We start from the raw sequence: 25,991 nt of genomic DNA on the forward strand, positions 1-25,991 counted from the left end.
ATCTGCACAAAGCAAGCCCATGCGCAGCGGCCTCGCCTTACTAAGAATTAAGGCCATCAGATTTGATCAAAATTGACTAGTGCCCGCGCAGCCGCGCGAGGAAGGCTGGGGGCTCACTCCAGCCAGCAATTGGCAGAGGGCCACCAGCCACCGCAGCCGCGGGAGAAATGCCGCGCCTAATTGCCCCAACACAGGCCAACCGAGGGCGGCGGCGGCTGTCTGACGTCAGCCACAGCTCAGCTGTGGCAAGTTCACGGCAGCCGCCGGCGACCGCAGCACTGCTGTGTTCTCTAGCGCTAGCTCCATTCCTTTGAGCGCTGCTGGGCTAGTCCCCTAACGCCACTGCCTTGCCCCCCGCTTTGCATCGCCCTGCAACGCAATCCTCTGGGTGCCAGTGCTTGATCTGGCGCACCTTGGTGTGCGTGGATGGACATTCTTGGGTAGCTGCACCGCAAGGTGGGGCCAGCAAAGCCGATGACGCCTGAGCTCGCTAACTGCGTACTTGAGGGACTCCTGCTGCTCCATGAGGAGCTGTCGCAGGACCCTGAGTCGCCTTGGTACGTAGGCACACCAGACCAGACGCAGGTACTGCATGACGAGCTCTGGATCTTGGCTGGAGAGCTCTACCCCCGCTCCAGTGCTGCTTTGGTAGATGCCTGGTACCGGGTTGGCCGCTCTGCGTTATTGCCGGTGAACTGCACCGGGGAGCTGTTCAGTAGCCGGCACCTCCAGCTGGTGGGCTGATTAGCTCTGCTACTGCTTGCTCCTCCCTGTCCAAGGCGCAGAGGAGTTCAGCTAGCAGGCGGCCTGCCAACCCTCGTCAGCGCTGCACCTCCCAGTAGTGCCAGCAGCAGGTTGAGGGTGGAATCAAAACCCATCTGTAGTTTCTCAAGCGTGCCGGGGCATACCTGACCAACTGGCCGGCCCGCCAAGGCACGTTGACCGCAGACCCCAGCAGCAAGTGAATAGATCAAAAGCTGGGTGCAGATCACTACCGCCAGGGTCTTAAAGACAAAGCGCTCACGATCAAAGGGGGGCTTACTGCCCTGCTGGGCAGGTGGCAGCAAGGGCGGCAGCTCATCGCTCATGGACCTGCTCGCTGGCTCTGTCCTCTCTCTGCTTACGGCTGGCAGGTGAGCAGCCAGCCGGTGCAATTGCCATCGGCTTCCCAGCGGGGCTGCCAGTTCTTCCAGCTGTAGTGCTGGCCTGCTCCGTTGGTATTGGCGGTGTAACCACCTGCCACTAGATCAGCTTCTCCGTTTGGGTCGTTGTGAATGGCGACCGCCTCGGTGAAACCGATCACCACACTCCAATGGCCACCGCCTGATGGAGCAGATACAGAACCGTGATGCAGCCAGCCCACGGCAACTGGCCGTCCCAGGTTGATCTGCTGCTCCAAAGCTGCTCGATCACCGTTGGTCGCGAAGTTGGCCGTCAGCCCCAGTGAGCGCAGCGCTGAGAGTTGGGCCTCTGCACTTGTGCTGTCGCCGTATTTGGCACGGATGACGTTGTACTCATCGTCAGAACTGACCTTGCCCCAGAAGCGGGCGAGCATGGCGCAGCTACTGGAGAAGCACTCGCGGTAGCCGGTGCCTGAGGCATTGTCGTTCTGGTTCTCCCAGGCCACCGTCAGGGGATTGGCATTGCCTGATGTCTCTGGAGCCGAGGGTGCCGATGAGAAGGTCTGCCGCCAGGGTGCGGCCTCGGTGAGGATCGCTGGATCAGCGCTGATGACGGCGAGCCGCAACTGCTCAATCCCCTCGAGTTGCTGGGGCTCTGCCTTCCAGGCATTCCAGAACTGCTGCCAGCGTTCAGCTGTGAACGGTGCCTGGGCGGCAGGAGAGGTTGTTGTCATGGCAGCAGAACAGTCCTTTGCTGTTGCCGTGCCAGACCAGCCCGCTAGACCTAATTTCGTGTACTAGAAGTTGGACGAGTGGGCTGCAGGTTGTCAGCTTTTAGGAGGCGCGCGAGCTTTAAGGCGATGCTTGATTGCCTAGAGGCCGGCGCCGCTATCCAAGAGGCCAGCAGCTGATCCATTGGCTTCTGCTTGGATGGTTTAGCCCCGTTCCTGCCAACGCTTGGGATCTTGGCGTCCATGGACCGCCAGGACAATGATTTCTGTGGCTTCCTTTCGGAAGTAGATCGCGTAGGGAAAGCGCTGCAGAATCACGCGCCGAATTGGCCCCTGCACTTCCGGGTAGCGAAATGGGTGAGCTTGGATTCGCTCAACGGCATCAACCAATGCCACGGAAAACAATGTACCAAGACCCTCCTGTTGTTGCTCGTACCAATCACGGCTGTCGATGACGTCCTGCCGTGCCTCAGGTAGGAACCTGAGCGACATGTTCATGCCAGACCCAAGTCCTGACGAACGACATCCCAGCTAACGGCGCGCTCTGGGTGCTGCTGATGCTCGGCCCAGCGCCGCTCAAGTTCAGTGGCTAGCCCAGCATCAACTGTGAGTGCTTGCTCCTGTTCGGTGGTCTCCAGGCTGTGCCAAAGCGCCATAGCCAGTTGGACCCGCTCAGGTCCTGGCAATTGCAGCAGCTCATCCAGCGTGCTGGCCCCCATGAGAATTCGGGCTTCTGTTAGCTCAACCGTAGCGGCACTGGCTCGGCAATAGCCCCTGACCTCCCTGGGGCTGCTGCCCCCTGTGCCATGGGCCTCACCCTGATCGAGGCAGCCAAAGACGAGAACCGGCTCGAGCACCTGGCCGCGCTCACAGGGGCGGGTGACATTGGTAGCGAGCCGCTGCTAAACGATCTTTGTGCTGGTGGGCTCGACTTAGCCGTTATCTCAATCAAGCGGTCTGATCAGCTGGTTGCAAGCTGTACGAGCACAGGCAAATCAGTCTGGATCGCACCCAAGACCACACGGTCGCTCACTTTGAGATATTCGTGGGCCAGAAGATTGCGGAAGTCGATGATCTGCCTTCCCTCAGGGATTGCAGCAAATAGCTGGGGATCACGCTGGGCAATCACTTTGAGTGCTTCACCGATGATAATGAATTCACGCTCGACAGATGAACGGATCAGGCGCGTGGCGCTGTAGGTGCTTTCATCGATGCCCGCAATCGCATCTTGGATTGCTGACGCGGCTTCCAAAATGTCGTTGAGGTAGGCACTGGAATCACGCTGCATAGATCTCTTGCTTGCTTGCTTCTATCGTTTGCTTGATGTAGGGGTTACGCACCGCATCAGACATCACCAAGTCAACGCGAGCAGCGAGATCCTGCCGTAGATCGTTCAGCAGAGCGAAGTAAGCCTTATAGAGACTGGAAGCATCGAGCGGCTGGAACTCGACAAGCAAATCGATGTCACTTTCACCAGGCCTGTAGTCCGCTCGCAGCACCGAGCCAAAGGCATGCAGCCTTGCCACGTGGTGGCGTCTACAGGCAGCAGTGATGGCCTCCAGTTGGGGCTGTGCAAAGGAAAGGCTCATGCACCCATTGTGCCCAGCTCAAGGCCTCTTTTGGATGCTGCCGATGCCCTTGCCCAGCGAGGCTCATGTTAAGAGCTTGCCAAGCTTTGCCAGAGGGCCATCGCCAGCTCCAATTGCGCAGTGCCTGGTAGCGCCGGCAGCTCAGCCAAGGTGATGGCTCCCATCAGCAAACCTGGCCGCCACGGACTTTGACCCTAGCGGTAGCTTCTCGGCCCAGATGGGCCCTCGGCAATAGCCCCTGACCTCCCCGGGGCGCTGCCCCCTATGCCATGGGCCTCACCTTGATCGAGGCAGCCAAATACGAAAACCGTCTTGAGCATCTAGCTGTGCTCAAGACGTTTTCAGAGGGCGAACTGCTCGCCCAGCTGCCGTTCATGAATATTGCCGGCAGCGGCCTGTTCTATTCCGCTGAACAGGAGCTGCCATCTGTTGGCTTTCGCGCTGTCAACGAGGGCTACACCCAGAGCTATGGCGTGGTGGACCAGCGCGCAGAAGCGGTGCACCTATTTGGTGGTGACGTGGATGTGGATCGCTCGATCGTTGATCTGATGGGCCCTGAGGCCCGTGCCAGCCAGATCGAGATGAAGGTGCGCTCCATGCGGCTGACCTTGGAGGCAACGGTGATCAATGGCGATAGCAGCGCCAACCCCAGGGCATTTGACGGCCTCAGTAAGCGTCTGCAGCCAGGCGATGCGATGGCAATCGACAACGCCGGCAGTGGTGGCGGCAGCGGTGGCAGCAGCACTGCTCCTGGTGCACCGCTTGATTTTGATCGCCTCGATGAGTTGATCGATTCGGTGAATGCCTATGGCGGCAGCAAGGTGCTGGTGATGAGCAAGGCAATGCGCCGTCAGCTCAATGCCATGGCTCGCGCCTCCATTGGCGGTGGTGTTTATCAGACCAGTACCAACTCCTTTGGGATGACGGTGCACCGCTACCAGGACTGCGAGCTGGTCACGGTTGACCGCGATGCCCAGGGCATTGAGGTGATGGGTTACGACGAGGCGGGCGGCACCAGCTCGATTTACTGCTGCACCTTTGGTGATCAAGGCGTCACCGGTTTGCAGGGCCCCTTCCAGGGTCGCTATGGCATTTCGGTGCGGGACCTGGGCGAGGTTCCTGATGCCCCGGTGTTTCGCACCCGCGTCGATTGGTATGTGGGATTTGCCGTGCTGCAAAGCCGCGCTGCTGGTCGCCTCTTCAACATCACACCTGCTAATTGAGCCATGAACGGCAATCCCTTGCTTGATGCGGAGACCACCCTGGTGGGCTGGACCAACCGCAGCGCCATACGCAACTTGGAGCGCACCTTCCTCTCTGGAGAAGAGGTGCTGCTTACAACCAAGCTCGATGCGGCGTCACGCTTCTCAGTAGTAGCAAGTAACCCAGGCTCTGCTGCTGCAGTTGAGATTCAGGTGTCCTTTGCGCCTGTGCTGCGTGATGGCACAACTGGTAGCTGGGTGGTTGCAGCCACCGTGGCGCTGCCAGCAGAAGGCGGGCGGGTGGAGGCGTTCATCAGTGGACGTGACATCCAGCTCAATGCTGCTGATTTAGCCGATGTGGACCTGCCGGCGGTCTGCTTTGCCAAAGCAGAGGTGAGCCCCGAGACCCCAGAGGGGATGCACGTGGGACTGACCGCCACCATCCCCGCCTGAGTGCCATGACGACTCTTGTTCGCCATGACCTAAGTGATCCAGCCATTCCTGAGGGAATGGTGCGGATCAGTGCTGGAGCAGAGCACCGCTACATCTGGCCGGTGCACCTAGGCGGCTGGCAAAGCCTGGGCTGGCAGCTGCAAGAAGCTAGATCAGATCTACCAGATGCACCTACTAACGGTGCTGATCCGCCAGACGCACCTACCGGTGCTGATCCGCCAGACGCACCTACCGGTGCTGATCTGTCAGACGCACCTACCGGTGCGACACCAGAAGAGCTGCTGCCTGGCGTCGTCCCAACCGATCTGATCGCCCTGGAGCCAGAGGAAGTTGCTCAGCCACTGCTTGCAGTTGAACCAGCAGCAGTGCCAGAAGCGGACTGGGAACCAGAGCCCGAAACAGCAGCCGAACCAGCAGCTGAGCCCAAGCCAGATGCAGCCCCTGCGCCAGCAGCAGCGCCTGATTTTCAGGCCATGACCAAGGCGCAGATCCTTGAGCACTGCTCCAGCGTTTATGGCGTCGAGCTTGATGGCAGCCAAACCAAGGCAGAGCTGGTGGAGCAGGCCACGGCACTGGCGCAGCAACCCGAGCAGCCGCTGAGTGATCTGCTGCTGGATGCCCCCCTGATTTAACGAGGATCAGCAGATGACCATTGCCATGCGCACCAGCGTTGCGATCAGCAGTGGTGGCATCAGCGCGCAGCTGATCCGCCTGCTGCCACCTGCTGGCTGTCCTGGTGAGGCGGTGTGGGTGCCGTCCAATGAGGTGCAGCGCTGGGAGCAGCTGGGGTTTGGCCGTGCGCCTATCCCGGCGGCTGATCTGGAACTGAGCTGGCAGCCTGCTGGGGCGGAGTCGGGCGGGCTGATCCCGATTGAGCTGCTACTCAACCCACGCACCACGCCTCCCAATGCGGTGACGGTTGATTGGGGCGATGGGGTGAGCGAAACCCTGCCCTGGCCGGTTGGCGGCGATGGCAATGGCCGGCTCCAGCACGGCTACGCCAGCCGCAGCGACTACACGATCACAACAGAGCTCACCAGCAGCGGTGTTACGGCAACGCTGCTGGTGAGCTTGGCGGGCTGTCCGATTTGGTCACCGGAACCACCAGCACCAGGTCCTGGTCCAAATCCAGCCCCTGGCTCTGTGCTGCCGTTGATTCCTGGTGCTGGCCTAAGTGGCGCTGCTTACGACGGCAGCACAACCCAGCAGTGGAGACTGACGCCATGGAGTGGCGGCAGCAGTGCTGGTGGTGTGCCGCCCAGCGATGGCTCAAGCGCCTTGTTCCTTTGCGCTGATGGCACCTGGGCCATGCCGCCGGGCGGTAACGGCGGCACTCAGTGGTTTAACGGTGCTGGACCACCGCCGCTGACGATCAGTGGTGCTAACCCCGGTGACTACTACCTGGACAACCTCAGCGGCAACTTTTATGTGCTGGAGGGTTGATCGGCAATAGCGAGTAGGTCGCACCGCGAGGTGCGCTACGCAAATTCGCACCAAGGGGTGCGCGCGGCAACGTTGCAGCTGATTGATGCCCTGGAACCAGAGCTTGAACCTTGTTGGTCCAACAGGTCCTGCAGGTGCTGCTGGAGCAAGCGGAGAACCAGGTGCTGCTGGCCCGGCTGGAGAAAATGGTCCTGCAGGTGAAGTGGGCCCTGCAGGTCCGCAGGGTCCTGCTGGACCAGCGGGCCCGTCTGGTGAAAGTGGTTCTGCAGGTGTGGCTGGCCTAGCTGGTGATGTGGGTCCTACTGGCATAGATGGTCCCCCTGGAGAACCTGGCCCTGCTGGCCTTGATGGACCCCCCGGCGTCGCTGGACCCCCTGGCGAGCCTGGCCTTACTGGAGAAGCAGGACCAGCTGGCGCTGCCTGTAATACCGAGTTCCGCGTTGATGCAGGTGTCCCGCAGTACTACCTAGCAGCAGAAGGTCGCTGGGGAAACCTTGCTGTTTTGGCAGTGGCTTCTGCGCCCGCTACTGCCATGGCTGAGCTGGATCCAAACCTTGAGGCCCGCTCCCTTGATTCAGCCATAAGCCAAGACGACACCACCTCTGGCGCGGGTCAATGAGCTGGCTAGAAGCGCTCAACCTTGCCGGCCCAGCTGGTGCTGCTGGCGCACAAGGAGCGGCAGGAGCACCAGGCCCTGCTGGAGCACCTGGGGCAGCAGGGGCAGTAGGCGAGCCTGGTGCTGCCGGCCCTGCTGGCCCGCAAGGAGATCAAGGGCCCCTTGGCCCTCAAGGTCCCCAGGGCCCTCAAGGAGCGCCCGGCGTCCAAGGCAGCCAAGGCGCTAAGGGTCCCCAGGGACCGCAAGGCCTTGCAGGAAATCCCGGTCCAGCAGGAGTGCAAGGCGTCATGGGGCCTACTGGTGCAGCGGGGCCACAAGGCCCTGCAGCTACAAGTGATTTCCAGGTGCTTGCTGGCGTTCCCCATGCCTATATGGCAAATCAGGGGACTTGGGTGCCGCTTGGCATTGAGCCGCTTGCTCCTGTTATTCCAGAGGTGGGCGCACCGATTGGCGGCGGCTACTTTGCTGGCTTGATTAGCCATACGGCAGATGGCAACCCCACCCATTACCTAATCGTCGCGCCGCGTGATGCGGGTGCTACCGGCGGCTCTAATACCGGCACGCCCGAGGTGTATCCGCAGGCTTATAACCCGACCTATAGGGACTATGGGCCAAGCGGTGGTTGCGGCAGCAGGCATGACGGCTGGGCGAACACCGAGTGGATGATCCAAAATGGTGTTCACCCTGCTGCCCAGTGGTGTGCGGCATTAAATATCAACGGCTACGACGACTGGTACATGCCAGCGCACTACGAGCTGGAGATTGCCTACTTCCATCTCAAGCCAACCGCTACGCCGAACGTGGCTGATCCAGCCTATGGAGATGGGATCAACCCATATGCAGTGCCAAGGCGTGACTACCTATTCCCCCCATACGTGCCAGCCCAGTGCTTAAACCCTGCCTTTCAGTGGGGCGGCGCGGAAGCATTTATACCACTTATTCACTGGACATCATCAGAGAGGGATACGCGCGATTGCTATGTGTTGAGTATGGATAGTGGTTTGTTCTCTTGGATGCCCAAGGTGTTTATTTCGCCCGTGCGCGCCATGCGCAAGATCCCCTACGGGTCGCTCTAGTCCAGTCAGCTTGCTCAGCGTCCCTGCTGGTGCGATACGGCAATAGCTGCTGTTGACACACCGGGCTGCTGGCCCGTTTGACCATGGCTTGGGTAGCAGGCGGCTCTCTTAAAGGTCCGCAGGGTGAGCAAGGCATTCAGGGCGCCCAAGGCGTGCAGGGCCTTGCTGGCGCTGATGGCGCCCAAGGCGTCCAAGGACCACAAGGTGAGGCTGGTATCCAGGGTCCGATTGGTCCTGATGGTGTTCAAGGCCAGCAGGGCATCCAGGGTGCTGCGGGTTTGGGCATCACCTTTAAGGGCCAGGTGGCAACAGAAACGGAGCTGCCAGCTGATGCAGCCCAGGGCGATGCCTACATCGTGCAGGCCGATGACTCCTTTCAGGTGTGGGACCTCGCCACCAGCACCTGGGTGACTGGCGGCTCGATCCAGGGACCCCAGGGAATTGAGGGCCCTGCAGGCGTTGCTGGCATTCAAGGAGAAATAGGCCCTGCTGGAGCTCAAGGCGTGGAAGGACCAGCCGGCGTCCAGGGCATGCGCGGTACGGGCTGGTTCAACGGCAGCGGCGCTCCTGCGGAAGATATCCCTGGCTCTATTCCAGGTGACCTGTACCTGGATAAGGACAGCGGCAATGTGTACACGTTGAGCTAAGTGGCGAGCTGGTCGCTTGCTGCCAACCTGCAGGGCCCTGCTGGCCCGAGCGCTGTGTCGGCTGATGCCGGCAACAGCGCCAGGTTGGGCACTGACGCCAAGGTGTTTGTGCCCTCCTCCCTTTACGTCCTGCCCATCGCGACAACTTCGTTGTTGGGCGGCATCAAGGTGGGTGCTGGGTTGAGCATGACGGCCGATGGCGTGCTCAGCGCTGCGATGGCAACCACCTACGTCAATAAGGCTGGCGATGTGATGAACGGCCCGCTGCGCTTTGCCAATAGCGGCGGTGTTTCAACCTTCAATGGCCGGGACGTTTACCTGTACTACGACGGGACCTTCTTTCGCTGCCAGCTGCCGTCAGCTAGATCGGCCTGGCGAATTGAGAACAGCAGCGGCCAGGTGACCTTTGGCTCTTGTCCTGCAGCAGCTAGCCCGCCGGTTGCGGCCAGTGACCTGACCAATAAGGGCTATATCGACAAGCTCGTGAGCGCGCTTTTAGATGAGCTGCTGGGTCTCAAAGCAGAGGTGGCAGCCCTCAAGGCTGTGACCTGAGGCCTTGCTACTGGCTTGTTGTGCTCTCCGCAGATCGGTCCAGCGATCGCAACGCTGCACCAAGGCATCAATGCACCGCAATGTGCCACAGGGAACCTGGCAGTAGGCACCAGTTCACGCGAGCTTGAGCTCATCTCTGTTTTGAGTAGATGAGCTGGTCTGATCTGGAGCGGTTGGTGGCTGATGCAGAAAGCAGCCCGGCGCTCCAGCAGACCCTCAGCCAGTGCCGTAGTCGCCAGGAGCTCCTGCGCACCGCCCGCCAGCTGGGCTATCGGCTCACCAGATCTGACCTGCAAAACGCCTGGATGGAGCACCACAACACAGCGGAGCCGCAAGAGGTCGATCAAGCCTCCAATTACTAAGCCCAAACGCTTCTGCAAGGACTGGCGTGCTCTAGCCAGTCGCCTGCCCCAGCCAGTCCCCCGAGCCCGCTCGAGCCACACAGCGAAGCCGGGCGCGACAGCATGTAACGAAGTTGTTACATGGCTCTCATGACAGTCGGGGAAGTCTTTCTAGAGTCCATCTCTAGTGGTGTGATCACGGAGCATGAGATCTCCTGGGTTGCCTCCCATCAAGGCGCCTTTGCCCGCCACGAGGAAGCCCTGGCGCTACGGCTGGGGCGCTTAGTAGATGAGGGACAGATCAACCTCGGCTGCCGCCTGCCGAGTCGTCTTGTCCAGCACAAGCTTGTGCTCAACGAATGGATCGAACCGCTGGGCCGCCGCCGCGGCAGGGCCGCGGTTTGCGCCTGACGCCCCATCAGCTCCAATGACCCAAGCCAAAACACTGGATTACTGGCAGAACATGCGGATCGCCATGGAGGCGGCAGGGGCAACCTCAAGTGCCATCTACAAACGAGCCCTGGCGATCACCCAGGGGCTTCCAGATCCCCTTGCACCTCAGGATTCAGCTCGGTCGTAACCGCTTGTCCCCTTTCTGAGGCGGGGGACGCAGGTCCGGCGGCCCTTCAAGGAAGCCAGGTCAGGTGCACAACCCTCACCCCCTTGCCACAACCATTCACACCCTGTTACATTGGCAGTAACAATCCGTAACACACATGGCTGATTCCACCACCCGCTTTGGTTTCGTTGCTTTCGCTGAGACCTGGAACGGCCGTATGGCCATGCTCGGCTTTGTGATCGGTCTTGGCACCGAGCTCCTGACAGGTCAGGGCATCCTTTCCCAAATTGGTTTGGGTTGAGCGTCATGGAAACTGACTACACCGTTGCAATTTCAGTCGTTGCTCTGATCACTGCCGTGCTCTCTGCAATGACCATCTACGTGCTGAGTCGTCCGACTGATCTAGCCAAGAGGGTTGGATGATTTCCGCAATCACCATCGTTCTTATCGGTGCCTGGATTGTTGGTGCTCTCAACCAGCCAGATCTTGCCGATTGAGCTTGCAGCTCTCGTTTATTCATCTTCCAATAAGTTGCTCCGCCACCACAAGCCATGACCAACACTCCTTCTAACGACCCAGCGCTTGATAACAGCGCGGAACAGCTGACCCTCATGGAGCAGCTCAAGCAAGTTGAACTGTTTAACGGCCGCGCAGCCATGGTTGGCATCGTCACCGGCATCGTGGTGGAAGGCCTCACCGGCTTTGGTATTGCCCATCAAATTGGCCTAGGCGCCCTAGTGGATGGCTATGCCGCCTGCCGTACCCAGTTCCTGCCCTTCTGCTTCTGAGCTTCTGCAGACCTTTTATTTTCTGACCCCTAGGTATTGCCTTGGGGTTTTTTGTTGGATGCCAATGGATTAACCGGCGGCCTCCAAGACCGCCGGCTGGCCGGCTAGACGGACCAGCGCAGGGGAGGCTCAAGCTCTTGGGGCTCTTCTTCCAGCTGGATTAGCCACCAGGCGGCTGGATAGGCGGGCTCGGGCTGTGGCTCCTGCCATTGACCGGAAGCTTGTGCTTCTTCCCATGCATCAATGAGGGACTGCATGGTGGTGGAGAGCGGGAACATCGCTGTGATGCAAAGAACGCGCACCTGACACCCCGAGAAGCGGGGAAAACTGGAGAGCGGTTTTGCAGAGCCGATGGCACCCCTCCACCCAGCTGAGGTGCTGAATGGAAGCTTTTGCTCAGCGCACCTAGTGGTGCGGCAGCGGGCATGGGCCTTTGCGGAATGCCCGAGCGGGAGCGAGCGGCTGGAGCAGGCAGCCCGCTGCTCTACTTCCAGCTGACAAGCGGGCAGAAGGGGCAATGGAACCCGAGCAGGCGGGAGCGGTGGAATCCCCTGACGGGGGCGTCCCGCCGAGTGGTGTAAATCCCTGGGCTCAGCACCGGCGTAGCCGGTGCTGACGGTCCGTTGCTCAGAGCCCTTGCGGGGGAATGGGTGGGCTGGTCTGTGACTCTGGTCGGAGCACTACCACCTTCCCGAGACCAGACCATGCCCATCTCCGATTCTGCCGCCACGGAACTGGCGCAGCTGCTTGGCAGCGGCACCGCCGGCGAGCTGATCCCCGAACTGGTGCGCCAGGGGCTGCAGGCCCTGATCGAGGCCGAGGCCGCTGCTGCCCTTGGTGCCGATCGTCACCAGCGCACTGACCAGCGCCGGGGCCACCGCAACGGCAACCGTGATCGCCTGCTGGCTACTCCGGCCGGTGACATCCAGCTGCGCATCCCACGCTTCCGCACGGGCAGCTTCTTCCCCTCGCTGCTGGAGCCCCGCCGTCGGGTGGACCGGGCCCTATGGGCGGTGGTGATGGAGGCCTATGTCTCCGGCGTCTCTACCCGCAAAGTGGACGAGCTGGTGGTGGCGCTGGGCTGTGAGAGCGGCATCTCCAAATCGGAGGTGAGCCGCATCTGCCAGGGCCTCGACACCCAGGTGCAGGCCTTCCTGAACCGGCCCCTGGAGTTCAGCCGGTACCCGTACCTGTACCTCGATGCGACGTACCTGCACGGGCGTGACCAGGCCCGCAAGCAGGTGATCTCCAGGGCCGTGATCGTGGCGGTCGGCATCACCGCCACGGGCCAGCGGGAGGTGCTCGGCATCGAGGTGGGCGACAGCGAGGACGAGACCTTCTGGACCGCCTTCCTGCGGCGCCTGCGGGAACGGGGCCTCTCGGGCGTGCAGCTGGTGATAAGCGACGCCCACGCCGGCCTCAAGAAGGCCATTGCGCGCTGCTGCCAGGGCTGCAGCTGGCAGCGCTGCCGCGTGCACTTTGCCCGCAACCTGCTGGCCAAGGTGCCGAAAGGCAGCCAGGACATGGTGGCCGCCGCCCTGCGCTCGGTGTTCGTGCAGGCCGATGCCCAGGCCGTGGAGCAGCAGTGGGATCAGGTGATCACGATGCTCACCGAGAACTTCCCGGCCGCTGCGGCCCTGATGGAGCAGGCCAGGGAGGACGTCCTCGCCTTCCGCAGCTTCCCACCTGAGCACTGGCGCAAGATCTGGAGCACCAACCCGCTGGAGCGACTCAACAAGGAGATCAAACGCCGCACCCGCGTCGTCGGCATCTTCCCCAACGACGCCGCGATCACCCGCCTGGTGGGAGCGCTGCTGCTGGAGCAGCAGGAGGAGTGGCAGCTTGATGGACGCCGTGTCTTCTCGGAACTGTCGATGGCCAAGCTGGACAAGACCAGCGATCAGCTCCAAGATCAACCAACAGCTGCAATTGCTGCAGCTGCCTGATCACTGATCTCCGATCAGATCACAGGCCTCGGGATTTACACCACTCCAAGGGACGCAACCCCCCTGACTCGCTGTTGTCCAATAGGTCTGTCCGTGATTTGCACGGCTTGCACGGTTTATGTGCACGGTTTGCACGGTTTATTCAGCGGCTGCAAATGCCGCGGAACCCCGACCAGGCGGAAGCGGGTAGAGCAAGAAAGGCCGCTGCTCTGGAGTGTTTCCTGCTCTCTTTTGCTCCCCTGCCCGCTATTCCTGCCACCAAGCCAGCACCCCAATAAAAGGGGGCCGATGGCCCCCCTGATGGGCTCAGCAGACTGAGACGGTGACGCCGGGTAGGCCCTGGAACTTGCGGGCAAAGGCAAATGCTTTTTCAGCAGGAATTAACCGCATCTTCTTGACCGGCTTACCGCGCCTCCCGAAGTGCTCAACGGTGCAGGGCACAGCGCCACTCTTTTTGATACCGGGCGCATAGCGATGGACGATTAGCAGGCGGATATTGCAGACGGGGCCTTGTGGAGCTGCCATGGGAATTTTGGCGAGGAACCCCCAGGTGACGCCCCACGGCGCAGCAGCAGGCAAGGGTGGCGTAGCCACTTGCGTAGCCCTTTCCGTCTGCGAGCAAGTGAGGGCAACCTGCAAGGGGTGCTCGACCAATTACCAGCAGTGACCAACCCCAAAGGTGCTGGTTCTTTCCGCCTGCTGGTTGCTACGGCCAGGATCAACCAAGCAAGGGGGGGCTGAGTGCTGCCTCTACGCAGTAGGGGCGCGGTGAGAACACCTCAAGGGATGCGGTGCTCCGGCCAGGCAAGAAAAAGCACTTGCATTTCAGGCATCTGGTATCAGCCACGCATGAGTGCCCAGTAGGGGAAGGGGCCAGAGGCCCCATGAAACCGGCCTAGCCGGCTGGAGCTTCTGGCTCCGGGCAGATCAGATCCACCGCCTGCCGGGCTGCGCTGATCACCTGCAGCAACACCTTGGGGGATTGGCGCAGCACTGATATCCAGCTGTGGAGATAGGCGGCGTGATTAGAGAGCTCACAGCCGATCTGCAGCCGCTGCCCCAGCAGAACGCTGCCCAGCTCGGCCACAAGCTCTTCTCGGGCATAGCGGCTGGAGCCAAAGGAGCCGGATTGATCCCGCTTAAGCCGCGACTCGTGGCCGGTGGAATGAATGGCCTCGTGGCCCCAGGTGGCATAGAGAGCTGCGGCCCCGTGGAAGCTCTCGCGCAGCGGCAGCTGGATGCGATCGGAGCTGGTGGAATAAAAGGCCCGCTCACCGCCCCAGCTGGCTGGCACTGGCCAAGCAGAGAGAACGTGCTCGGCGCGGGCGATCGGCTCAATCTCTGGCCGGGCTTCTGTGGCTCGCCTCTTTGGGGATGGCATCCGTGCGGCGATCAAGCCAGCCAAGCCATCGCCCTCGAGATCGCAGGCATTGAATACCGGCACTGGCCGGTAACTAGCCCAGCTGTGGAGCACCTTCTCGCCATTAGACGCCTCCTTCTCGCTGGAGTGCAGCTGCGGCCGCAGGATGCGGACGGACTTTGAGCCTTTGCGGGGGAAGATGCCCAACTTCTTGGCCTCCCCAAAGCCACACCAGAAGGGCAGCTCGGCGCCACGCATGGCCATGCCGAGCTCCAAAAGGATTGGATTGCTGCCGCGGTAGACACGGCCTGTGAGCAGATTGATGTGAACACCGCCGGTGGGGCAATCCCAGGGCTTGCGCCATGGCGTGCTGCCAGCTTCTAGGAGCTCGATGAGATCACGAACCAGCGCTTCTTCTGGCGAAGGACCTGAGCTCTTGCTGCGTGATTTTGGTGATGCGGCCATTGGATAGGGCGCAAAGGACTTGAAGTGATCGCGCTGGTGAGAGCAAGGGCGGCGTTAGCCGCTCGCATAGCCCTTGCGCCACCTGCGCACACTGAAGTTCCCTGCGCGTACCAAACCCTTCCCCTACAGGCTCAGTCGCACCGCCAGGTGCGCTCTGTAAATCAGCACCGCTAGGTCCACTTGGCGGCGAAAGAGATAAAGCAGGCCGCCGATATGGCGGCCTGCAGGAACTCAGATAAGTGCCACCTCCCCAGGGAGCAGAACACGGCGCTTCTGAGCAGCTGCCAAGACTTCTTGGCGATAGAGCTCTTCTCCAGCAGCGCTAAGGGCTGAATCGATGGCATCGATTCGTGCCAAGCACTGAGCGATGGCAGGCAGAACTTCCTCTTCTAGGAGGGTGATTTCCTCTTCTCCATAGGGCTGCTCGCTCCAGGTGCGGCGCAGCGGCAGATCACGGCGCAGCAGCTGCTCGATAGAGCGCGAGGCGCGATCAAGCAGCAGGAAGGGATCTTCTTCTGGCCGGCAGAACTTGGACTGGGCAGCTAGTGATGCCATGGGATTCGGCGCCAGGTGTGGCGCAGCGATGGGACCGATCCCAGAGGCGTACTGACGCAGGAAGGAAGCACAATGGAGAGGACCCGGAGTAAGCCCCACCGGAAGCCGACCCAGCCAGAGCGAGGCTTCTGCACTGGTCAGGTCAAGGCGGCACAGATCAGATCTTGCGCAAGCGCGGCTTGCCAAGGTGATGCACCGCATGCACCACTACGCCAAAGAGACCTGAGCGATCAAAGACCTCCAGGTCCAAAGGAATTGCTGCCTCTCCTGGCCGCACCGGTTCAAGTAACCACTGCTCCCCCTGACGCAAGAGCGGCCGCATCAAGAAGCTGCCCTGGTGGGCAACAACGACGACATGGCCGGAGCAGGGTTCCACACTGCGGTCGATCACCATCAGATCGCCGTCGTTGATCCCGTGCTGACGCATGCCATTGCCGCTGGCCCGCATGTAGAAGGTGCAGACCGGGTTGGGAATCAGGGCGGCATGGAGATCCAATCCCTCACCCAACGAACCCAAGCAGAAGGGCACAGGCTCGCCAATGGGCAGGTCGGCCAAGATCAAACCAGCAAAGGCGGCAGTACAGCTGTTCTACTCCTGGTGAGGTGGGTTGGGTTGGGCCGGCTCAGCTGCCTGCTTCTGGCCAGGGAAGCAGCTTCATATCCCCCACCTTGTTCCAGGTTTTGCATTTGGGATCAGCCAGCCGGTAGAGGGTGTTGCCGTCTGGCCCGTTCTTGGTAACGACCAGAACCGGTGCACCAGGCCAGCCGATCCGCCAAAGCTGCTCACCATCTGCCAACACAATCAAATCGCCGGTGGCAGGGTGTTTGAGGTCTGGGCTCATCGCTGCAGCGTAGAAACCCATTGGCGGGTCTATACCAAACCGCAGCCCCCTCCGGCGCGAGCGGAACAAGGACAAGCCAAGGTGGATTGCTCGATGGATCTTCTGCTGGGTGGCTCAGTTTTCGATGTCGCCTGAAAGCCGCCGGGTGCTTAAGCAGGTCCACCGCTAGTGCCATAGCCGCCAGGAGCCCCTACGCACTGCCCGCCAGCTGGGCTACCGGATTACCAAAGGCGACCTGATGCCTGGTTGGAGCACCACAACGCAGCGGAAGTGCATGGAGGGGGTAAAGCCTCCAATTACTAAGCCCAAACGCTTCTGCAAGGACTGGCGTGCTCTAGCCAGTCGCCTGCCCCAGCCAGTCCCCCGAGCCCGCTCGAGCCACACAGCGAAGCCGGGCGCGACAGCATGTAACGAAGTCGTTACATGGCTCTCCGGCCAGTCGGGGAAGTCTTTCTAGAGTCCATCTCTAGTGGTGTGATCACGGAGCATGAGATCTCCTGGGTTGCCTCCCACCAAGGTGCCTTTGCCCGGCACGAAGAAGCCCTGGCGATTCGGTTGGGGCGCCTAATGGACGAGGGGCAGATCAACCTTGGCTGCCGCCTGCCAAGTCGACTTGTTCAGCACAAGGTTGTGGTGAACGAATGGATCGAACCGCTGGGCCGGCGCCGCGGCAGAGAGACCGTTTGCGCCTGAAATCGCAGTAGCACTAATGACTCAAGAGCAAAAACTCCACTACTGGCAGAACATGCGCACTGCCATGGAGGCTGCCGGCCAGACCTCAGGCGCCATCTACAAGCGCGCCCTTGCGATCAGCCAGGGGCTACCAGATCCTCTTGCAATCCCCGAGGGTGCTCAGCCCTGACTGCAGCTTCCATCAGCGGGTGGATGGCGGTCCTGGCCTTCTAAATTGTTTCTCTGAGATCGTCGCTGAGAAGGACTCTGCCCTGGGCCCTCCGATCGTCTACCACCCGGCCTATTCAGCTCCGCTGCCGAGCAGCCATCGCTTTCCGATGGCGAAATTCCAGCAGCTCCACTCCCTGCTGCTGAAGAAGGGGATAGCGTCGCCGAGCCAGCTGCACACACCTCTACCAGCACCCCGCCGCTGGCTCGAGCTGGTACATCAACGCAGTTACCACGAGGCTTTCGCCAGAGACAAACTCAGTGCCGCCGATCAGCGCCGTATCGGTCTTCCCGCCACCACTCCCTTAGTGCAGCGCACCTGGCTGGCGGTTGGGGGGACGGTGCTCACAGCCCGATTGGCGCTTCGCTACGGGGTGGCCTGCCACCTTGCCGGCGGCACTCACCATGCCTTCTCTGATTACGGCAGTGGCTTTTGCATCTTCAACGACTGCGCCGTGACGGCCCGTGTGCTCCTGGCCGAGGGCGCCGTGGAGCGGTTAATGGTGGTCGATCTCGACGTGCACCAGGGTGATGCCACAGCGGCGATCTTTGCTACGGACCCACGGGTGTTCACTTTCTCCGTCCACTGCGCCAGCAACTTTCCGCTGCGTAAACAGAGCAGCGACGTCGACGTCGACCTTGACGATGGGGTGGAAGACCTTGACTACATCAGAGCTATCGGCGATCTAATTCCCGACCTGCTCGATCAGCATCGGCCCCAACTAGTGCTCTACAACGCAGGGGTGGATCCCCATAGAGACGATCGCCTCGGACGGCTCTGCCTAAGTAGCGAAGGGCTACTAAACCGCGACCGGCTTGTGCTCAATGCCTGCCTAAGGCGCGGCATCCCAATTGCCACCGTGATAGGTGGCGGCTACGACCTATTGGAGCCACTCGTAGAGCGCCACAGCCTGGTGTTCCGGGCCGCCGCAGAGCAGGCCAGACTTCATCGGCTCTAAACAGATCTCAATCATCCGCCCAGATGTAGCTGGTGAGCAGGGCACAAGTGTTCGTGGCCTACGTGGGCCCTGATCACCTACGGCTGCCGGCCTGCGGAAGTTTTCTCCCTGAAGCCAAAGGTTTGCACGGCGACAATTAGATAGGCTGGCGCGTACGTAGTTGACACCGGGCAAAAGGTTGTTGGCACAGCAGCAGCGCATGATGGGACTATTAATTACTGCGGTGACGATGCATATTCTGGTGAATGGACCAAAGGCTGTTTCCCGATTCTGGTTCGAGAGGGGGCTGGGGAGGACAGAGAATGAGCCTGGTCAATTCCTGATTGCTCCACAACGCTATGCCTGCTGATGTGGTGATCGGAGGGAAAACGCTGCGATTGGTAAGGCGAAGCGATGTCGCCGTTGCCCTGCGTGTGGCAGCCCATTTCCAGCGCCGCATCGCTGAGGATGACTGGCGCCCCTACCAGAGCAGAAAGGATGCGGTACGGGCCTGGACCCGGCTGGGCGGCATCCGCCTTCAGGTGATGGAAGCACTGAGCCTGTTGAACGAATCCTGAACCTCTGCTGCGCCCACAGCACAAGGGCTTACGGACACGCAGGGCAGATCGGCTGAGAGCCGGGGTCTACTGGTCCTTGATCTCACCAAACAGCCGGGCGCTCAGGCAGGTCCTGCGCCAGTGCCATAGCCGCCTGGAGCTGCTTGCTATGCACTGCCCGCGTCCTTAGAGGAAGTCTGTCATTCGCAGCTGTACTCACTGCAGCCGCTGGAGCCATAAACAAAAGTCTATAATATTTAGAGATGTGTTAACTAACAATTTTTGCTGATCGTTGAAGTTCGGTAGTGGTGCGGCTTTCCGCCTCGCACCCACCAAGACGTGATCGCGAACATTGGGTGGTCTGACATTCATTCTTTCAAATGTCCACTGAAGTTAAAAATTGGGCAACGGTAGCAACCGCAATGGAAGCTCAGGGCGCAACGGATAGTCAGATGTACATCCGAGCAAGAGCTCTTGCCAATGGTGAGGTCGACCCATTGCCTACAAGCTTCCCCCCAGCCCCTTTTACAATCTCAGAAGTCCAATAGTAAAACCCATAAACAGCAAGGTCCCTTACATGGGGCTTTGCTCCACCAATAACATGTCCAATCACCGACTTTCACTGGAGCAAAAGTTCCGACTGGAGACAGCGTTCCGCGAGATTGATGCTTGCGATGACATTGAAATGCTTCGCGAAGTTGCAAAACAAATAATTACCTCCGAAGAAAATGAAAAAGCCGCAGTGCGGGAAGCAATCACGCAGATCAGGAGGGAACTGGAGGTAGAATTTAGTAATAAATATCGCAACCATAATAATTATGCATCTATTGCAAATCAGGATTTTTAGTAGTCCATTTTTGCCTATTACTTTGTTTTGGGAGCCCCAGTTGCAACAACTCAAACCCTAGTCACAGCCTTGATTTGACACCCGCGACGCCACCAAAAAAGTGACGGCGAGTGATAGAAGCCAAGGATTGCACTGGGCCCCGAGCTCAGCCCTTCACCTTGAGCCACACTGCCAGCAGCTTGTGGCGGTCCTGATTGCTACTCGCACAAAGTGGGGCCAATGAACTCAGAACAGCTTCAGGGCCTAGCTGTGCTGGCTCTGGCGATGGTGCCGGTGGCTCTGCTGTGGTGGGTCTGGATCCGGATGCTGGACTGATTGCTGCCTGCTGCCGCTGTGCCCAGTTCACCCCTATCGGCGCCAACCACGACGGCGAAACACCAAAAACTCTTCACGGAGTCGCTCGTGAAGGGGTGTGATGTCGACCATCTGCTCCCGTGCCGGCACATTCACGACAGACCCGGTCCGTTCCGCCTCCTTCCTGAGTTGACGCAACACCGGAATCAAGATCAGGGCAATGACGAGACTTGTCATTAACAGCACCGGCAGGACGCTGACTGTCATCGCCACGAACAAGGCCGCTGCCAGCACTTGTCCGGCGACTGCCAACCACCTTGGTCTCGCCCTACTCGGCAACTGCTTCATCCTTCAACCCTAAGGGGGCTCCTTTAACCCAATGCGCCCGTAGATTTATCTGCCTGGTTTTAGGTGTTTCTCGAAAACCGCTGGCACATATTTGATGCCCGCCACAACATCCCGCGCTGCGGCCGGGTGCTGATTGCCCGCGGCCGCGATGCTGCAGATGTGCCCTTTCTGCGCTCCTTTGGGGAGCATGAGCTGGTGGGGTTTGCGGTCACCACTGAGCTCGCTGCAGCCGCCCCGCTGCTGGCCTGAACTGACGGTGCTGAGCCGCTGGATCTGAGCCCCTTAGCTCAGAACCACTCCATTAGCGCCTTGGCCTACGACGAAGGCGGCAGCGGTTGGTGGCCGCTCTCCACGCTCGTGTTTGAGCAGTAACTGGGGAGGAGGGCCTCAGCCCCCACCCACCAGCTGCTTGCGCAGAGCCTCAAGAGCCTTCTTCTGGGCCCGCTGCACCGACATGGCGCTGATTTGCAGCTGCTCTGCTGCAGCCCGCAGCGATAGGCCCTCAAGGATGGTGAGCCTCAGGGCCGTGGCTTGAGCTGCCGGCAGCTGATCTACTAGCTGCTCCAGCGCCAGATCATCAGCGGGGCCGGCTGCTTCTTGCTCTGGGCTGGCCAGCTGATCGAGCAGGCAGGGCTCGCCAGCGGCGTGGCCATCAAGGCTGATATGACCCAGGGGGCATTGACCCTGCTCATGCAGCTGGCGTGGGATGCGCACCAGCCGCACCCGATCGCGCAGGTGATGCTGGAGGGCACCTGAAATGCAGCGGCGCAGATAGGGCTCAGCTGGCTCACCCGCTTTGCAGCGCAGCACTGAACGGAGCAGGGATTCTCTAGCTACCTGGATCAGATCCTCCCGCTCGACCAAAGGGAAGAAGCGGCGGGCTACAGCTGAAGCAACGGCATCAGCCAGAGGCAGGTGCTGGAGCACCAGGGCATCGCGGGCACGGAGGGCAGAGCGGGAAAGCGGGGCAGCCATCTGGGGACGGCAGAGAACCCCACCCCCAACGGCCAGCCGCAGGGATGTGACAAGGACGCCCCACCGGGGCGCATGGCCCGATCCTTGACGCAGCGCGAGGACTGGACGAGGGATTTAGGTGGGTGTTTGACGGCTCGGTGGCAACCAGCCCCAACGGCCCCGCTACGGCTGAAAGGTCCCAGCCCTAGGGATCTGCCAGCACGGCCTGTATCGGATGCCCAGTTGACACTGCTGCAGGGAAGCTGAGGCCGGCATGGCCATCAACGGGAAGCGGCAATCCCAGCCTCCTTTTTCGCATGAGAAATGGCTGCAAAGGGGAAGGGGTGGGCAACAGTGAACTCGCTGCGATTCACGGCCATGCAACTGATCCAACTGGAGCGGGACGACTGGAACTTCTTCTGCCCGGCTACCGGTGAGCCTGTTTTTAAGGAGACGGGAGAGCCCAATGCCTCAACGGTGCGTGGCTTCTGGTGCCATGAGGTGCAGCGGCGTCCCATGGAGTGGTGTAACTCGGGGGGATCAGCCCCGGCGTAGCCGGGGCTGACGGCTCGCCTCCCTCAGACATCAGCTGTGGCAATGGGTGGGCCGGTCTGTGACCCTGTTCGGAGAACTACCACCAAACCGAACACAGACCATGACCCTTACCCATAGTGGCGCCTCCGAGCTGAGCCAGCTCATGGAGGGCACCACCGCTGGCGCCCTGATCCCTGAGATCGTGCGCCGGGGCTTCCAGGATCTGCTGGAGGCCGAGGTCTCCGCTGCCATTGGAGCCACGCGCCATGAACGCTGCCCCGATGAGCGATCCACCCACCGCAACGGCTACCGCCAGCGACTGCTCACCACCCAGGTGGGGGATCTCAGCCTGGCCATCCCAAAACTGAGGCAGGGCAGCTTCTTTCCAGATTGGCTTGAGCCACGCCGCCGTGTCGATAAGGCCCTCTACGCCGTGGTTATGGAGGCCTACACCGGCGGCATCTCCACCAGGAAGGTTGATGCCCTGGTGGAGGCATTGGGCGGCGCCAGCGGCATCTCCAAATCGGAGGTGAGCCGCATCTGCCAGGGGCTCGATGAGCAGGTCAAGGCCTTCCTGCAGCGGCCGCTTGAGCATGCCCGCTTCCCCTACGTCTACCTCGACGCCACCTACCTACACGGACGTCTGGGGCAGAACATGCAGGTGGTATCGCGGGCGGTGGTCGTGGCCATCGGCATCAATGCCCTCGGCTACCGAGAAGTGCTCGGCATTGCCGTGGGCGACAGCGAGGCCGAGGGCTTCTGGCGCCAGTTCCTGGGCTCGCTCAAAGAGCGCGGCCTGGACGGCACTCGGCTGGTGATCTCCGATGCCCACTTGGGGCTGACGGCGGCGATCAAGCGCATGTTCCAGGGCAGTAGCTGGCAGAGGTGCCGGGTGCACTTTCTCCGCAACCTGCTCAGCCACGTTCCCAAAGCCGGCCAGGACATGGTGGCCGCTGCCATGAAAGCGGTGTTCGTCATCCAGGCCCCCGATCAGGTGCGCTCCCACTGGCAGCGAGTCACCGAGATGCTGCGCAAGCAGTTCCCGACAGCTGTGCCCGTGATGGACGCCGCCCGAGACGACGTGCTGGCCTTCCTCCACTTTCCCCAGGAGCACTGGCGCAAGGTGTGGAGCACCAACCCCCTCGAGCGCCTCAATAAGGAGATCAAAAGACGCACCAACGTGGTCGGCATCTTCCCCAACGACGCTGCGATCGTGCGGTTGGTAGGTAGCCAGCTGCTGGAGCAGCAGGAGGAATGGCAGCTGGAACGCCGGCGCTTCTTCTCCGAAGCCACCATGGCCAAGATCCCGGAGCCAGAAGAAGCACTGGAGCTCACTGATGCTGATCCGTCCGCCCAGCCAGGCGAACCCATCAACTGAAAGGCACCAGCTCCACACTCGATCTACACAAAACACATCGATCGCTGAGTTGCCAATTCAGCGATCAGGGTTCATAATGGATAAACGGAGCTGCGCAATCAGCTTCCAGGCAGTCATCCCCTGCCTGCCACTGTTCACCCTCCGGAGAGGGTCACAGGACCTCCTGAGTTACACCACTCAGAGGGGCGCTACCCGCTGCCGCCGCCGCACTCCAAGACCTAAAGACCGCAGGCCAACAACTGGCCGATGCAATCACCCGCCTGGCTGATGCAATGCAGCCCGAAGACGCTGCCTAGAGTTGCTACAACTCAGGCGCGAGTGATGAACACCATCCCGCAACGCGATCAATACACCTATCCGATCTGGCGTTGCGATGACGATGAGCCGCGCGTACCTGAACCCGATCCGAAGGCGAGCGCACAGGCGCGGAGAGCATGGCGAGCACCAAGCCCCGGCCAATGGGTCCTACCTGCCACTGCTTAGTGAGGGTTATCCGTGCCGCCCTTTCTCTCTAGATTAAGCTCCCAAATTATGGGACAGAACATCACAATAAGGAAGGATTGGCCGCGGCAAGCTATAAAAACCCCAACCCGTGTCCTTAACGGGTTCGCCTATGGCGTCCGGTCCCCAGCCTGTACGCAGATTCTGGGACAGATCTGTTCGTATGCCTACCGTCACCCTGGCTGATGCCGCCCGTGTTCTGGGGTTCAAAAGCAGGAGCACCCTCTACCGCCTGAAGGATGCGGGCCAGCTCGATCAGTACCTGAGGCCGGACGGCCCCAGCGGCCGCCAGCTGCTGGAGCTGGCGCCCAGGGGCCTGCCGCCACTACGGGAAGCGGTGGCCCGGCTGATCCGCCCCCAGGTCAACAACCAATTCGGAGCCCGGCAGGCCCGGCCGGATAAGCGCTGGAGCCTGGTAGCCGCGGCCCTGGGCGATGAGCTGGCCAACTGCGGGGGCCTACAGCTAACCGCCGCCGAGGCCCAGGCGATCGCCGCGGCCCTGCCCGATGCCATGGGCGAAGCCTTCGGGGCCCAGGGGCTGGAGCTGCTGCGGGTGGCCCTGGCTGATCGGGGCTGCTGGCTGGCTGGCCCCGGCACCCCCACCAACCCCGACGCGGAGCGCGAATGGTGGGCCGAATGGGGCCGCTACGAGCCCGGGGAGCCGGTGGAGGATGGGCCGTTCTGGGATTCGGTGGCCGGAATTGCTGGCGGAATGATGGGCCCCCCGTTCCATGGGATGAGCGGCCCCACAGCTGCAGAGCTGCATTTTCAAATGCGGGATGCGATCGACGAAGTAGGCCGCGGCGCCCGATGGGACCCGGCCCACTGGGATGCCGCGTCGGCCCGGTCACTGCTCGACGATGCCGACGTATCCGCCGGGCTGTGCCCTGATTCCCTGCCAGAGCTGGAGCGGCTGGCGGCTGGGGGCCTGTTGCCGCCTGATCTGCAGGCCCTGGCCGATGCCGCCCTGCAGCGTTACCAGCAGGGGGCCACCGCCGCGGCCTGAGGTGCGCCGTTTGCTGAGCTGGCCCCGGTTTAGGTGCCGTCGATCTTCTCTTCTACGGTGAAGCCCGCTGGGGGCTGAGTTGTGCTTCGTTTGCTGCTTGTGCTGGGTCTGCTTGCCTTTGGTGCCGGTGAAACAAGAGCGCAAACCTGCTCCAGCTTCCGTACCTGTGATGAAGCCATGCGCTCCCTGCAATCGGGTAACCGGGCTTTAGATCGCAACGGCGATGGGGTGCCATGCGAAACCCTGTGCAAGGGAGCAGGGGGAGCCTCAGCCCCGCGTCAGCAGGCCCCGCCCAGCTCTAGCGGGAGGCCTTCGGGTTCCTCTGCCCCCAAGCGATCCAGCCCCAGTCCCCAGCGGGAGGCCAAGCCAGTTGCTGCCGCTGCTGGCCCTGTGTCCCTGGTCAGCGTTGGCGACGGCGACACGATTCGGGTGAGAGGTTCCAACGGTCAGCCCGTCACGATCCGAATGGCCTGCATCGATGCCCCCGAAACCGCCCAGGGTGATAGCGGCACACAGGCCACCCTGGTGTTAAAGCAACTGCTGGGTGCTGGGGGGCTAGAGATCAGACCCCAGACGGTGGATCGATACGGGCGGACGGTGGCTGAGGTTTATGCCGGTGGCCGCAACGTCAACCTGGAGATGGTGCGACTGGGCATGGCTTATGCGTACCGGCAGTATCTGAGCGGGTGTGACGAGAACGCCTATTTAGGAGCTGAAGCACAGGCTGAGCGGGGCAGGCAGGGAGTGTGGCGCTGGGGGAACGAGGCCAAGCCCTGGGACTTCAGGAAGCAGCAACGGGCTAACTGAGGCCCTGGCCGCGGCCTGATCGGGCCGGCACCATGGCCAGACCTGCCTAGGCCTGCCGCGGCCCCTGCTCCAGCCGCTGCCGATGGGGAAGCCCGCGTCCGGTTCACGGTTGATCTGCCCCGATCGCTTCACAAGCGGTTAAAGCTGGCCGCGATAAATCAGGAACTGCCGATGCCCGACCTTGCCCGGCAGGCCCTGGGGGAGTGGCTGGATTCGCGGGGCTGATCGCCGCGGCCCCTGCTGCCTTGCTTGCTTGCTGCCTGCCTGACTTGCTGAACTGCTGAAACACGTAACGAATCGCCGGGTAGTCCGGCGCAGCTGGAGGTACTGGAACGCTTCGCTACGGTTTATGCGGCGGTGCTGGCCCTGGCTGAGGAACTGAAGGGAGACCGTCCGAGCTGAACGCGGATGGTTCGTGGGGCCAAGGCTAGTTGGGCTGTTGTGTTATTTCTGCTCTGCGACGGTTCCCTCTACAGGGCACGAGGAAAGAAGGAGCACTAAAATCAGGTTAGCGTTCCATCCATCGCTATTCACATTCCATCCATCGCCATTCGCAGAGCCCTAATCGCAACGCTTGCCAGCTTTGTGATCGCGCCAGAAGCATTTGCCCAGTGCGCGGCAAGTGGTTGGTGTGCTGGAGG

The 25,991-nt window shown here is 61.3% G+C and carries 39 protein-coding genes; 25 read left to right on the forward strand and 14 right to left on the reverse strand.

Translation table 11 applies throughout. From position 1 onward, the window contains the following. The first annotated feature begins 474 nt into the window (after positions 1 to 474). Positions 475 to 744 carry a hypothetical protein gene (locus KBY72_RS07150; protein ID WP_254961812.1) on the forward strand — a complete coding sequence of 90 codons (270 nt, stop codon included), beginning with the start codon at positions 475 to 477 and terminating at the stop codon, positions 742 to 744. 47 nt (positions 745 to 791) lie between these two features. Here the strand turns inward: KBY72_RS07150 and KBY72_RS07155 are convergent, their stop codons facing one another. From KBY72_RS07155 to KBY72_RS07180, 6 genes are all read right to left on the reverse strand, one after another. After that, positions 792 to 1,088: a hypothetical protein gene (locus KBY72_RS07155; protein WP_254961813.1), complete on the reverse strand. Its 297-nt coding sequence runs from the start codon at positions 1,086 to 1,088 to the stop codon at positions 792 to 794. Positions 1,089 to 1,120: 32 nt separating this feature from the next. After that, entirely contained in the window at positions 1,121 to 1,855 is a 735-nt protein-coding gene (locus tag KBY72_RS07160) for a C39 family peptidase (protein ID WP_254961814.1), read from the reverse strand. Between the two features lie 201 nt (positions 1,856 to 2,056). Beyond that, entirely contained in the window at positions 2,057 to 2,344 is a 288-nt protein-coding gene (locus KBY72_RS07165; protein WP_254993315.1) for a type II toxin-antitoxin system RelE/ParE family toxin, read from the reverse strand. A 2-nt stretch (positions 2,345 to 2,346) separates the two neighbouring features. Further along, the gene (locus tag KBY72_RS14425; protein ID WP_254961816.1) at positions 2,347 to 2,709 is read right to left on the reverse strand and encodes an addiction module protein; all 363 of its coding nucleotides are present in this window, start codon (positions 2,707 to 2,709) and stop codon (positions 2,347 to 2,349) included. A 104-nt stretch (positions 2,710 to 2,813) separates the two neighbouring features. Continuing rightward, positions 2,814 to 3,140, reverse strand: a complete 327-nt coding sequence (locus tag KBY72_RS07175; protein WP_254961817.1) for a DUF86 domain-containing protein — start codon at positions 3,138 to 3,140, stop codon at positions 2,814 to 2,816. Further along, a complete protein-coding gene (locus KBY72_RS07180; protein WP_254961818.1) occupies positions 3,130 to 3,441 on the reverse strand; it encodes a nucleotidyltransferase family protein in 312 nt (103 codons plus the stop codon). Before KBY72_RS07180 ends, KBY72_RS07175 begins: the two co-directional genes overlap by 11 nt. Positions 3,442 to 3,710: 269 nt before the next feature. On the opposite strand from KBY72_RS07180, the gene KBY72_RS07185 reads away from it, so the two are divergent. The 13 genes from KBY72_RS07185 to KBY72_RS07245 all read left to right on the forward strand — a co-directional run bounded on the left by KBY72_RS07185 (position 3,711) and on the right by KBY72_RS07245 (position 11,118). Beyond that, the gene (locus tag KBY72_RS07185) at positions 3,711 to 4,664 is read left to right on the forward strand and encodes a major capsid protein (RefSeq protein WP_254961602.1); all 954 of its coding nucleotides are present in this window, start codon (positions 3,711 to 3,713) and stop codon (positions 4,662 to 4,664) included. A gap of 3 nt (positions 4,665 to 4,667) precedes the next feature. Continuing rightward, positions 4,668 to 5,096: a hypothetical protein gene (locus KBY72_RS07190; protein ID WP_254993316.1), complete on the forward strand. Its 429-nt coding sequence runs from the start codon at positions 4,668 to 4,670 to the stop codon at positions 5,094 to 5,096. A 5-nt stretch (positions 5,097 to 5,101) separates the two neighbouring features. Next, positions 5,102 to 5,728 (forward strand): hypothetical protein, encoded by a 627-nt coding sequence (locus KBY72_RS07195; protein ID WP_254993317.1) that lies wholly within the window; start codon positions 5,102 to 5,104, stop codon positions 5,726 to 5,728. A 13-nt stretch (positions 5,729 to 5,741) separates the two neighbouring features. Then, positions 5,742 to 6,539, forward strand: coding sequence for a hypothetical protein (locus KBY72_RS07200; protein ID WP_254993318.1), 798 nt, complete (start codon positions 5,742 to 5,744; stop codon positions 6,537 to 6,539). A 113-nt stretch (positions 6,540 to 6,652) separates the two neighbouring features. Further along, positions 6,653 to 6,823: a hypothetical protein gene (locus tag KBY72_RS07205; protein WP_254993319.1), complete on the forward strand. Its 171-nt coding sequence runs from the start codon at positions 6,653 to 6,655 to the stop codon at positions 6,821 to 6,823. Between the two features lie 27 nt (positions 6,824 to 6,850). Next, the gene (locus KBY72_RS07210) at positions 6,851 to 7,009 is read left to right on the forward strand and encodes a hypothetical protein (RefSeq protein WP_254993320.1); all 159 of its coding nucleotides are present in this window, start codon (positions 6,851 to 6,853) and stop codon (positions 7,007 to 7,009) included. Positions 7,010 to 7,499: 490 nt separating this feature from the next. Further along, positions 7,500 to 8,231, forward strand: a complete 732-nt coding sequence (locus KBY72_RS07215) for a hypothetical protein (RefSeq protein WP_254993321.1) — start codon at positions 7,500 to 7,502, stop codon at positions 8,229 to 8,231. Between the two features lie 83 nt (positions 8,232 to 8,314). Continuing rightward, a complete protein-coding gene (locus KBY72_RS07220) occupies positions 8,315 to 8,878 on the forward strand; it encodes a hypothetical protein (protein WP_254993322.1) in 564 nt (187 codons plus the stop codon). Then, positions 8,879 to 9,430 (forward strand): hypothetical protein, encoded by a 552-nt coding sequence (locus KBY72_RS07225; RefSeq protein ID WP_254993323.1) that lies wholly within the window; start codon positions 8,879 to 8,881, stop codon positions 9,428 to 9,430. Positions 9,431 to 9,579: 149 nt separating this feature from the next. Beyond that, a complete protein-coding gene (locus KBY72_RS07230; protein ID WP_254962023.1) occupies positions 9,580 to 9,792 on the forward strand; it encodes a Nif11-like leader peptide family natural product precursor in 213 nt (70 codons plus the stop codon). 129 nt (positions 9,793 to 9,921) lie between these two features. Beyond that, entirely contained in the window at positions 9,922 to 10,182 is a 261-nt protein-coding gene (locus KBY72_RS07235; protein WP_254936676.1) for a hypothetical protein, read from the forward strand. A 305-nt stretch (positions 10,183 to 10,487) separates the two neighbouring features. After that, positions 10,488 to 10,631: a chlorophyll a/b-binding protein gene (locus KBY72_RS07240; RefSeq protein ID WP_254962025.1), complete on the forward strand. Its 144-nt coding sequence runs from the start codon at positions 10,488 to 10,490 to the stop codon at positions 10,629 to 10,631. Between the two features lie 250 nt (positions 10,632 to 10,881). Further along, positions 10,882 to 11,118, forward strand: coding sequence for a chlorophyll a/b-binding protein (locus KBY72_RS07245; RefSeq protein WP_254962026.1), 237 nt, complete (start codon positions 10,882 to 10,884; stop codon positions 11,116 to 11,118). A 104-nt stretch (positions 11,119 to 11,222) separates the two neighbouring features. Here the strand turns inward: KBY72_RS07245 and KBY72_RS07250 are convergent, their stop codons facing one another. Continuing rightward, positions 11,223 to 11,375 carry a hypothetical protein gene (locus KBY72_RS07250; RefSeq protein WP_254962027.1) on the reverse strand — a complete coding sequence of 51 codons (153 nt, stop codon included), beginning with the start codon at positions 11,373 to 11,375 and terminating at the stop codon, positions 11,223 to 11,225. Positions 11,376 to 11,822: 447 nt separating this feature from the next. Between KBY72_RS07250 and KBY72_RS07255 the strand changes: the two genes are divergently transcribed. Continuing rightward, positions 11,823 to 13,064: an IS256 family transposase gene (locus tag KBY72_RS07255; RefSeq protein ID WP_254993324.1), complete on the forward strand. Its 1,242-nt coding sequence runs from the start codon at positions 11,823 to 11,825 to the stop codon at positions 13,062 to 13,064. 306 nt (positions 13,065 to 13,370) lie between these two features. On the opposite strand, the gene KBY72_RS07260 is transcribed toward KBY72_RS07255, so the two are convergent. The 5 genes from KBY72_RS07260 to KBY72_RS07280 all read right to left on the reverse strand — a co-directional run bounded on the left by KBY72_RS07260 (position 13,371) and on the right by KBY72_RS07280 (position 16,307). Beyond that, a complete protein-coding gene (locus KBY72_RS07260; RefSeq protein WP_254993325.1) occupies positions 13,371 to 13,643 on the reverse strand; it encodes a hypothetical protein in 273 nt (90 codons plus the stop codon). 316 nt (positions 13,644 to 13,959) lie between these two features. Further along, on the reverse strand, positions 13,960 to 14,889 hold the full coding sequence (locus KBY72_RS07265) for an ArdC family protein (RefSeq protein ID WP_254962241.1): 930 nt from the start codon (positions 14,887 to 14,889) through the stop codon (positions 13,960 to 13,962). 231 nt (positions 14,890 to 15,120) lie between these two features. Then, positions 15,121 to 15,444: a hypothetical protein gene (locus KBY72_RS07270; protein ID WP_254962242.1), complete on the reverse strand. Its 324-nt coding sequence runs from the start codon at positions 15,442 to 15,444 to the stop codon at positions 15,121 to 15,123. Between the two features lie 157 nt (positions 15,445 to 15,601). After that, on the reverse strand, positions 15,602 to 16,000 hold the full coding sequence (locus tag KBY72_RS07275; RefSeq protein ID WP_254993326.1) for a LexA family protein: 399 nt from the start codon (positions 15,998 to 16,000) through the stop codon (positions 15,602 to 15,604). A 67-nt stretch (positions 16,001 to 16,067) separates the two neighbouring features. Continuing rightward, positions 16,068 to 16,307: a hypothetical protein gene (locus tag KBY72_RS07280; RefSeq protein WP_254993327.1), complete on the reverse strand. Its 240-nt coding sequence runs from the start codon at positions 16,305 to 16,307 to the stop codon at positions 16,068 to 16,070. A gap of 402 nt (positions 16,308 to 16,709) precedes the next feature. On the opposite strand from KBY72_RS07280, the gene KBY72_RS07285 reads away from it, so the two are divergent. The 5 genes from KBY72_RS07285 (at position 16,710) to KBY72_RS07305 (ending at position 19,528) form a co-directional block, all read left to right on the forward strand. Next, positions 16,710 to 16,979: a hypothetical protein gene (locus KBY72_RS07285; RefSeq protein WP_254993328.1), complete on the forward strand. Its 270-nt coding sequence runs from the start codon at positions 16,710 to 16,712 to the stop codon at positions 16,977 to 16,979. Between the two features lie 16 nt (positions 16,980 to 16,995). Further along, on the forward strand, positions 16,996 to 17,148 hold the full coding sequence (locus KBY72_RS07290; protein WP_254993329.1) for a hypothetical protein: 153 nt from the start codon (positions 16,996 to 16,998) through the stop codon (positions 17,146 to 17,148). 82 nt (positions 17,149 to 17,230) lie between these two features. Beyond that, entirely contained in the window at positions 17,231 to 18,145 is a 915-nt protein-coding gene (locus KBY72_RS07295) for a histone deacetylase (RefSeq protein WP_254930882.1), read from the forward strand. A gap of 338 nt (positions 18,146 to 18,483) precedes the next feature. Then, positions 18,484 to 18,702, forward strand: coding sequence for a hypothetical protein (locus tag KBY72_RS07300; protein WP_254930876.1), 219 nt, complete (start codon positions 18,484 to 18,486; stop codon positions 18,700 to 18,702). Positions 18,703 to 19,282: 580 nt separating this feature from the next. After that, the gene (locus KBY72_RS07305) at positions 19,283 to 19,528 is read left to right on the forward strand and encodes a hypothetical protein (protein WP_254930877.1); all 246 of its coding nucleotides are present in this window, start codon (positions 19,283 to 19,285) and stop codon (positions 19,526 to 19,528) included. A gap of 348 nt (positions 19,529 to 19,876) precedes the next feature. Here KBY72_RS07305 and KBY72_RS07310 read toward each other — a convergent pair whose 3' ends face one another. Then, positions 19,877 to 20,089: a hypothetical protein gene (locus KBY72_RS07310; RefSeq protein ID WP_254962376.1), complete on the reverse strand. Its 213-nt coding sequence runs from the start codon at positions 20,087 to 20,089 to the stop codon at positions 19,877 to 19,879. Positions 20,090 to 20,233: 144 nt separating this feature from the next. Between KBY72_RS07310 and KBY72_RS07315 the strand changes: the two genes are divergently transcribed. Further along, positions 20,234 to 20,419: a hypothetical protein gene (locus KBY72_RS07315; RefSeq protein WP_254930879.1), complete on the forward strand. Its 186-nt coding sequence runs from the start codon at positions 20,234 to 20,236 to the stop codon at positions 20,417 to 20,419. Between the two features lie 138 nt (positions 20,420 to 20,557). Here the strand turns inward: KBY72_RS07315 and KBY72_RS07320 are convergent, their stop codons facing one another. Further along, entirely contained in the window at positions 20,558 to 21,145 is a 588-nt protein-coding gene (locus tag KBY72_RS07320; protein ID WP_254930883.1) for a sigma-70 family RNA polymerase sigma factor, read from the reverse strand. Positions 21,146 to 21,478: 333 nt separating this feature from the next. On the opposite strand from KBY72_RS07320, the gene KBY72_RS07325 reads away from it, so the two are divergent. The 4 genes from KBY72_RS07325 to KBY72_RS07340 all read left to right on the forward strand — a co-directional run bounded on the left by KBY72_RS07325 (position 21,479) and on the right by KBY72_RS07340 (position 25,350). Continuing rightward, a complete protein-coding gene (locus KBY72_RS07325; RefSeq protein WP_254993330.1) occupies positions 21,479 to 21,679 on the forward strand; it encodes a hypothetical protein in 201 nt (66 codons plus the stop codon). Between the two features lie 100 nt (positions 21,680 to 21,779). Further along, complete coding sequence (locus KBY72_RS07330) at positions 21,780 to 23,036, forward strand: IS256 family transposase (RefSeq protein ID WP_254931691.1); 1,257 nt, start codon at positions 21,780 to 21,782, stop codon at positions 23,034 to 23,036. Positions 23,037 to 23,700: 664 nt separating this feature from the next. Further along, on the forward strand, positions 23,701 to 24,543 hold the full coding sequence (locus KBY72_RS07335) for a hypothetical protein (protein ID WP_254962286.1): 843 nt from the start codon (positions 23,701 to 23,703) through the stop codon (positions 24,541 to 24,543). A gap of 81 nt (positions 24,544 to 24,624) precedes the next feature. Next, positions 24,625 to 25,350, forward strand: coding sequence for a thermonuclease family protein (locus tag KBY72_RS07340; RefSeq protein WP_254962280.1), 726 nt, complete (start codon positions 24,625 to 24,627; stop codon positions 25,348 to 25,350). Positions 25,351 to 25,991: the final 641 nt, after the last annotated feature.

The sequence above is a fragment of the Cyanobium sp. BA5m-21 genome (assembly GCF_024346235.1).
GTDB classification, from domain to species: Bacteria; Cyanobacteriota; Cyanobacteriia; order PCC-6307; family Cyanobiaceae; genus Cyanobium_A; species Cyanobium_A usitatum.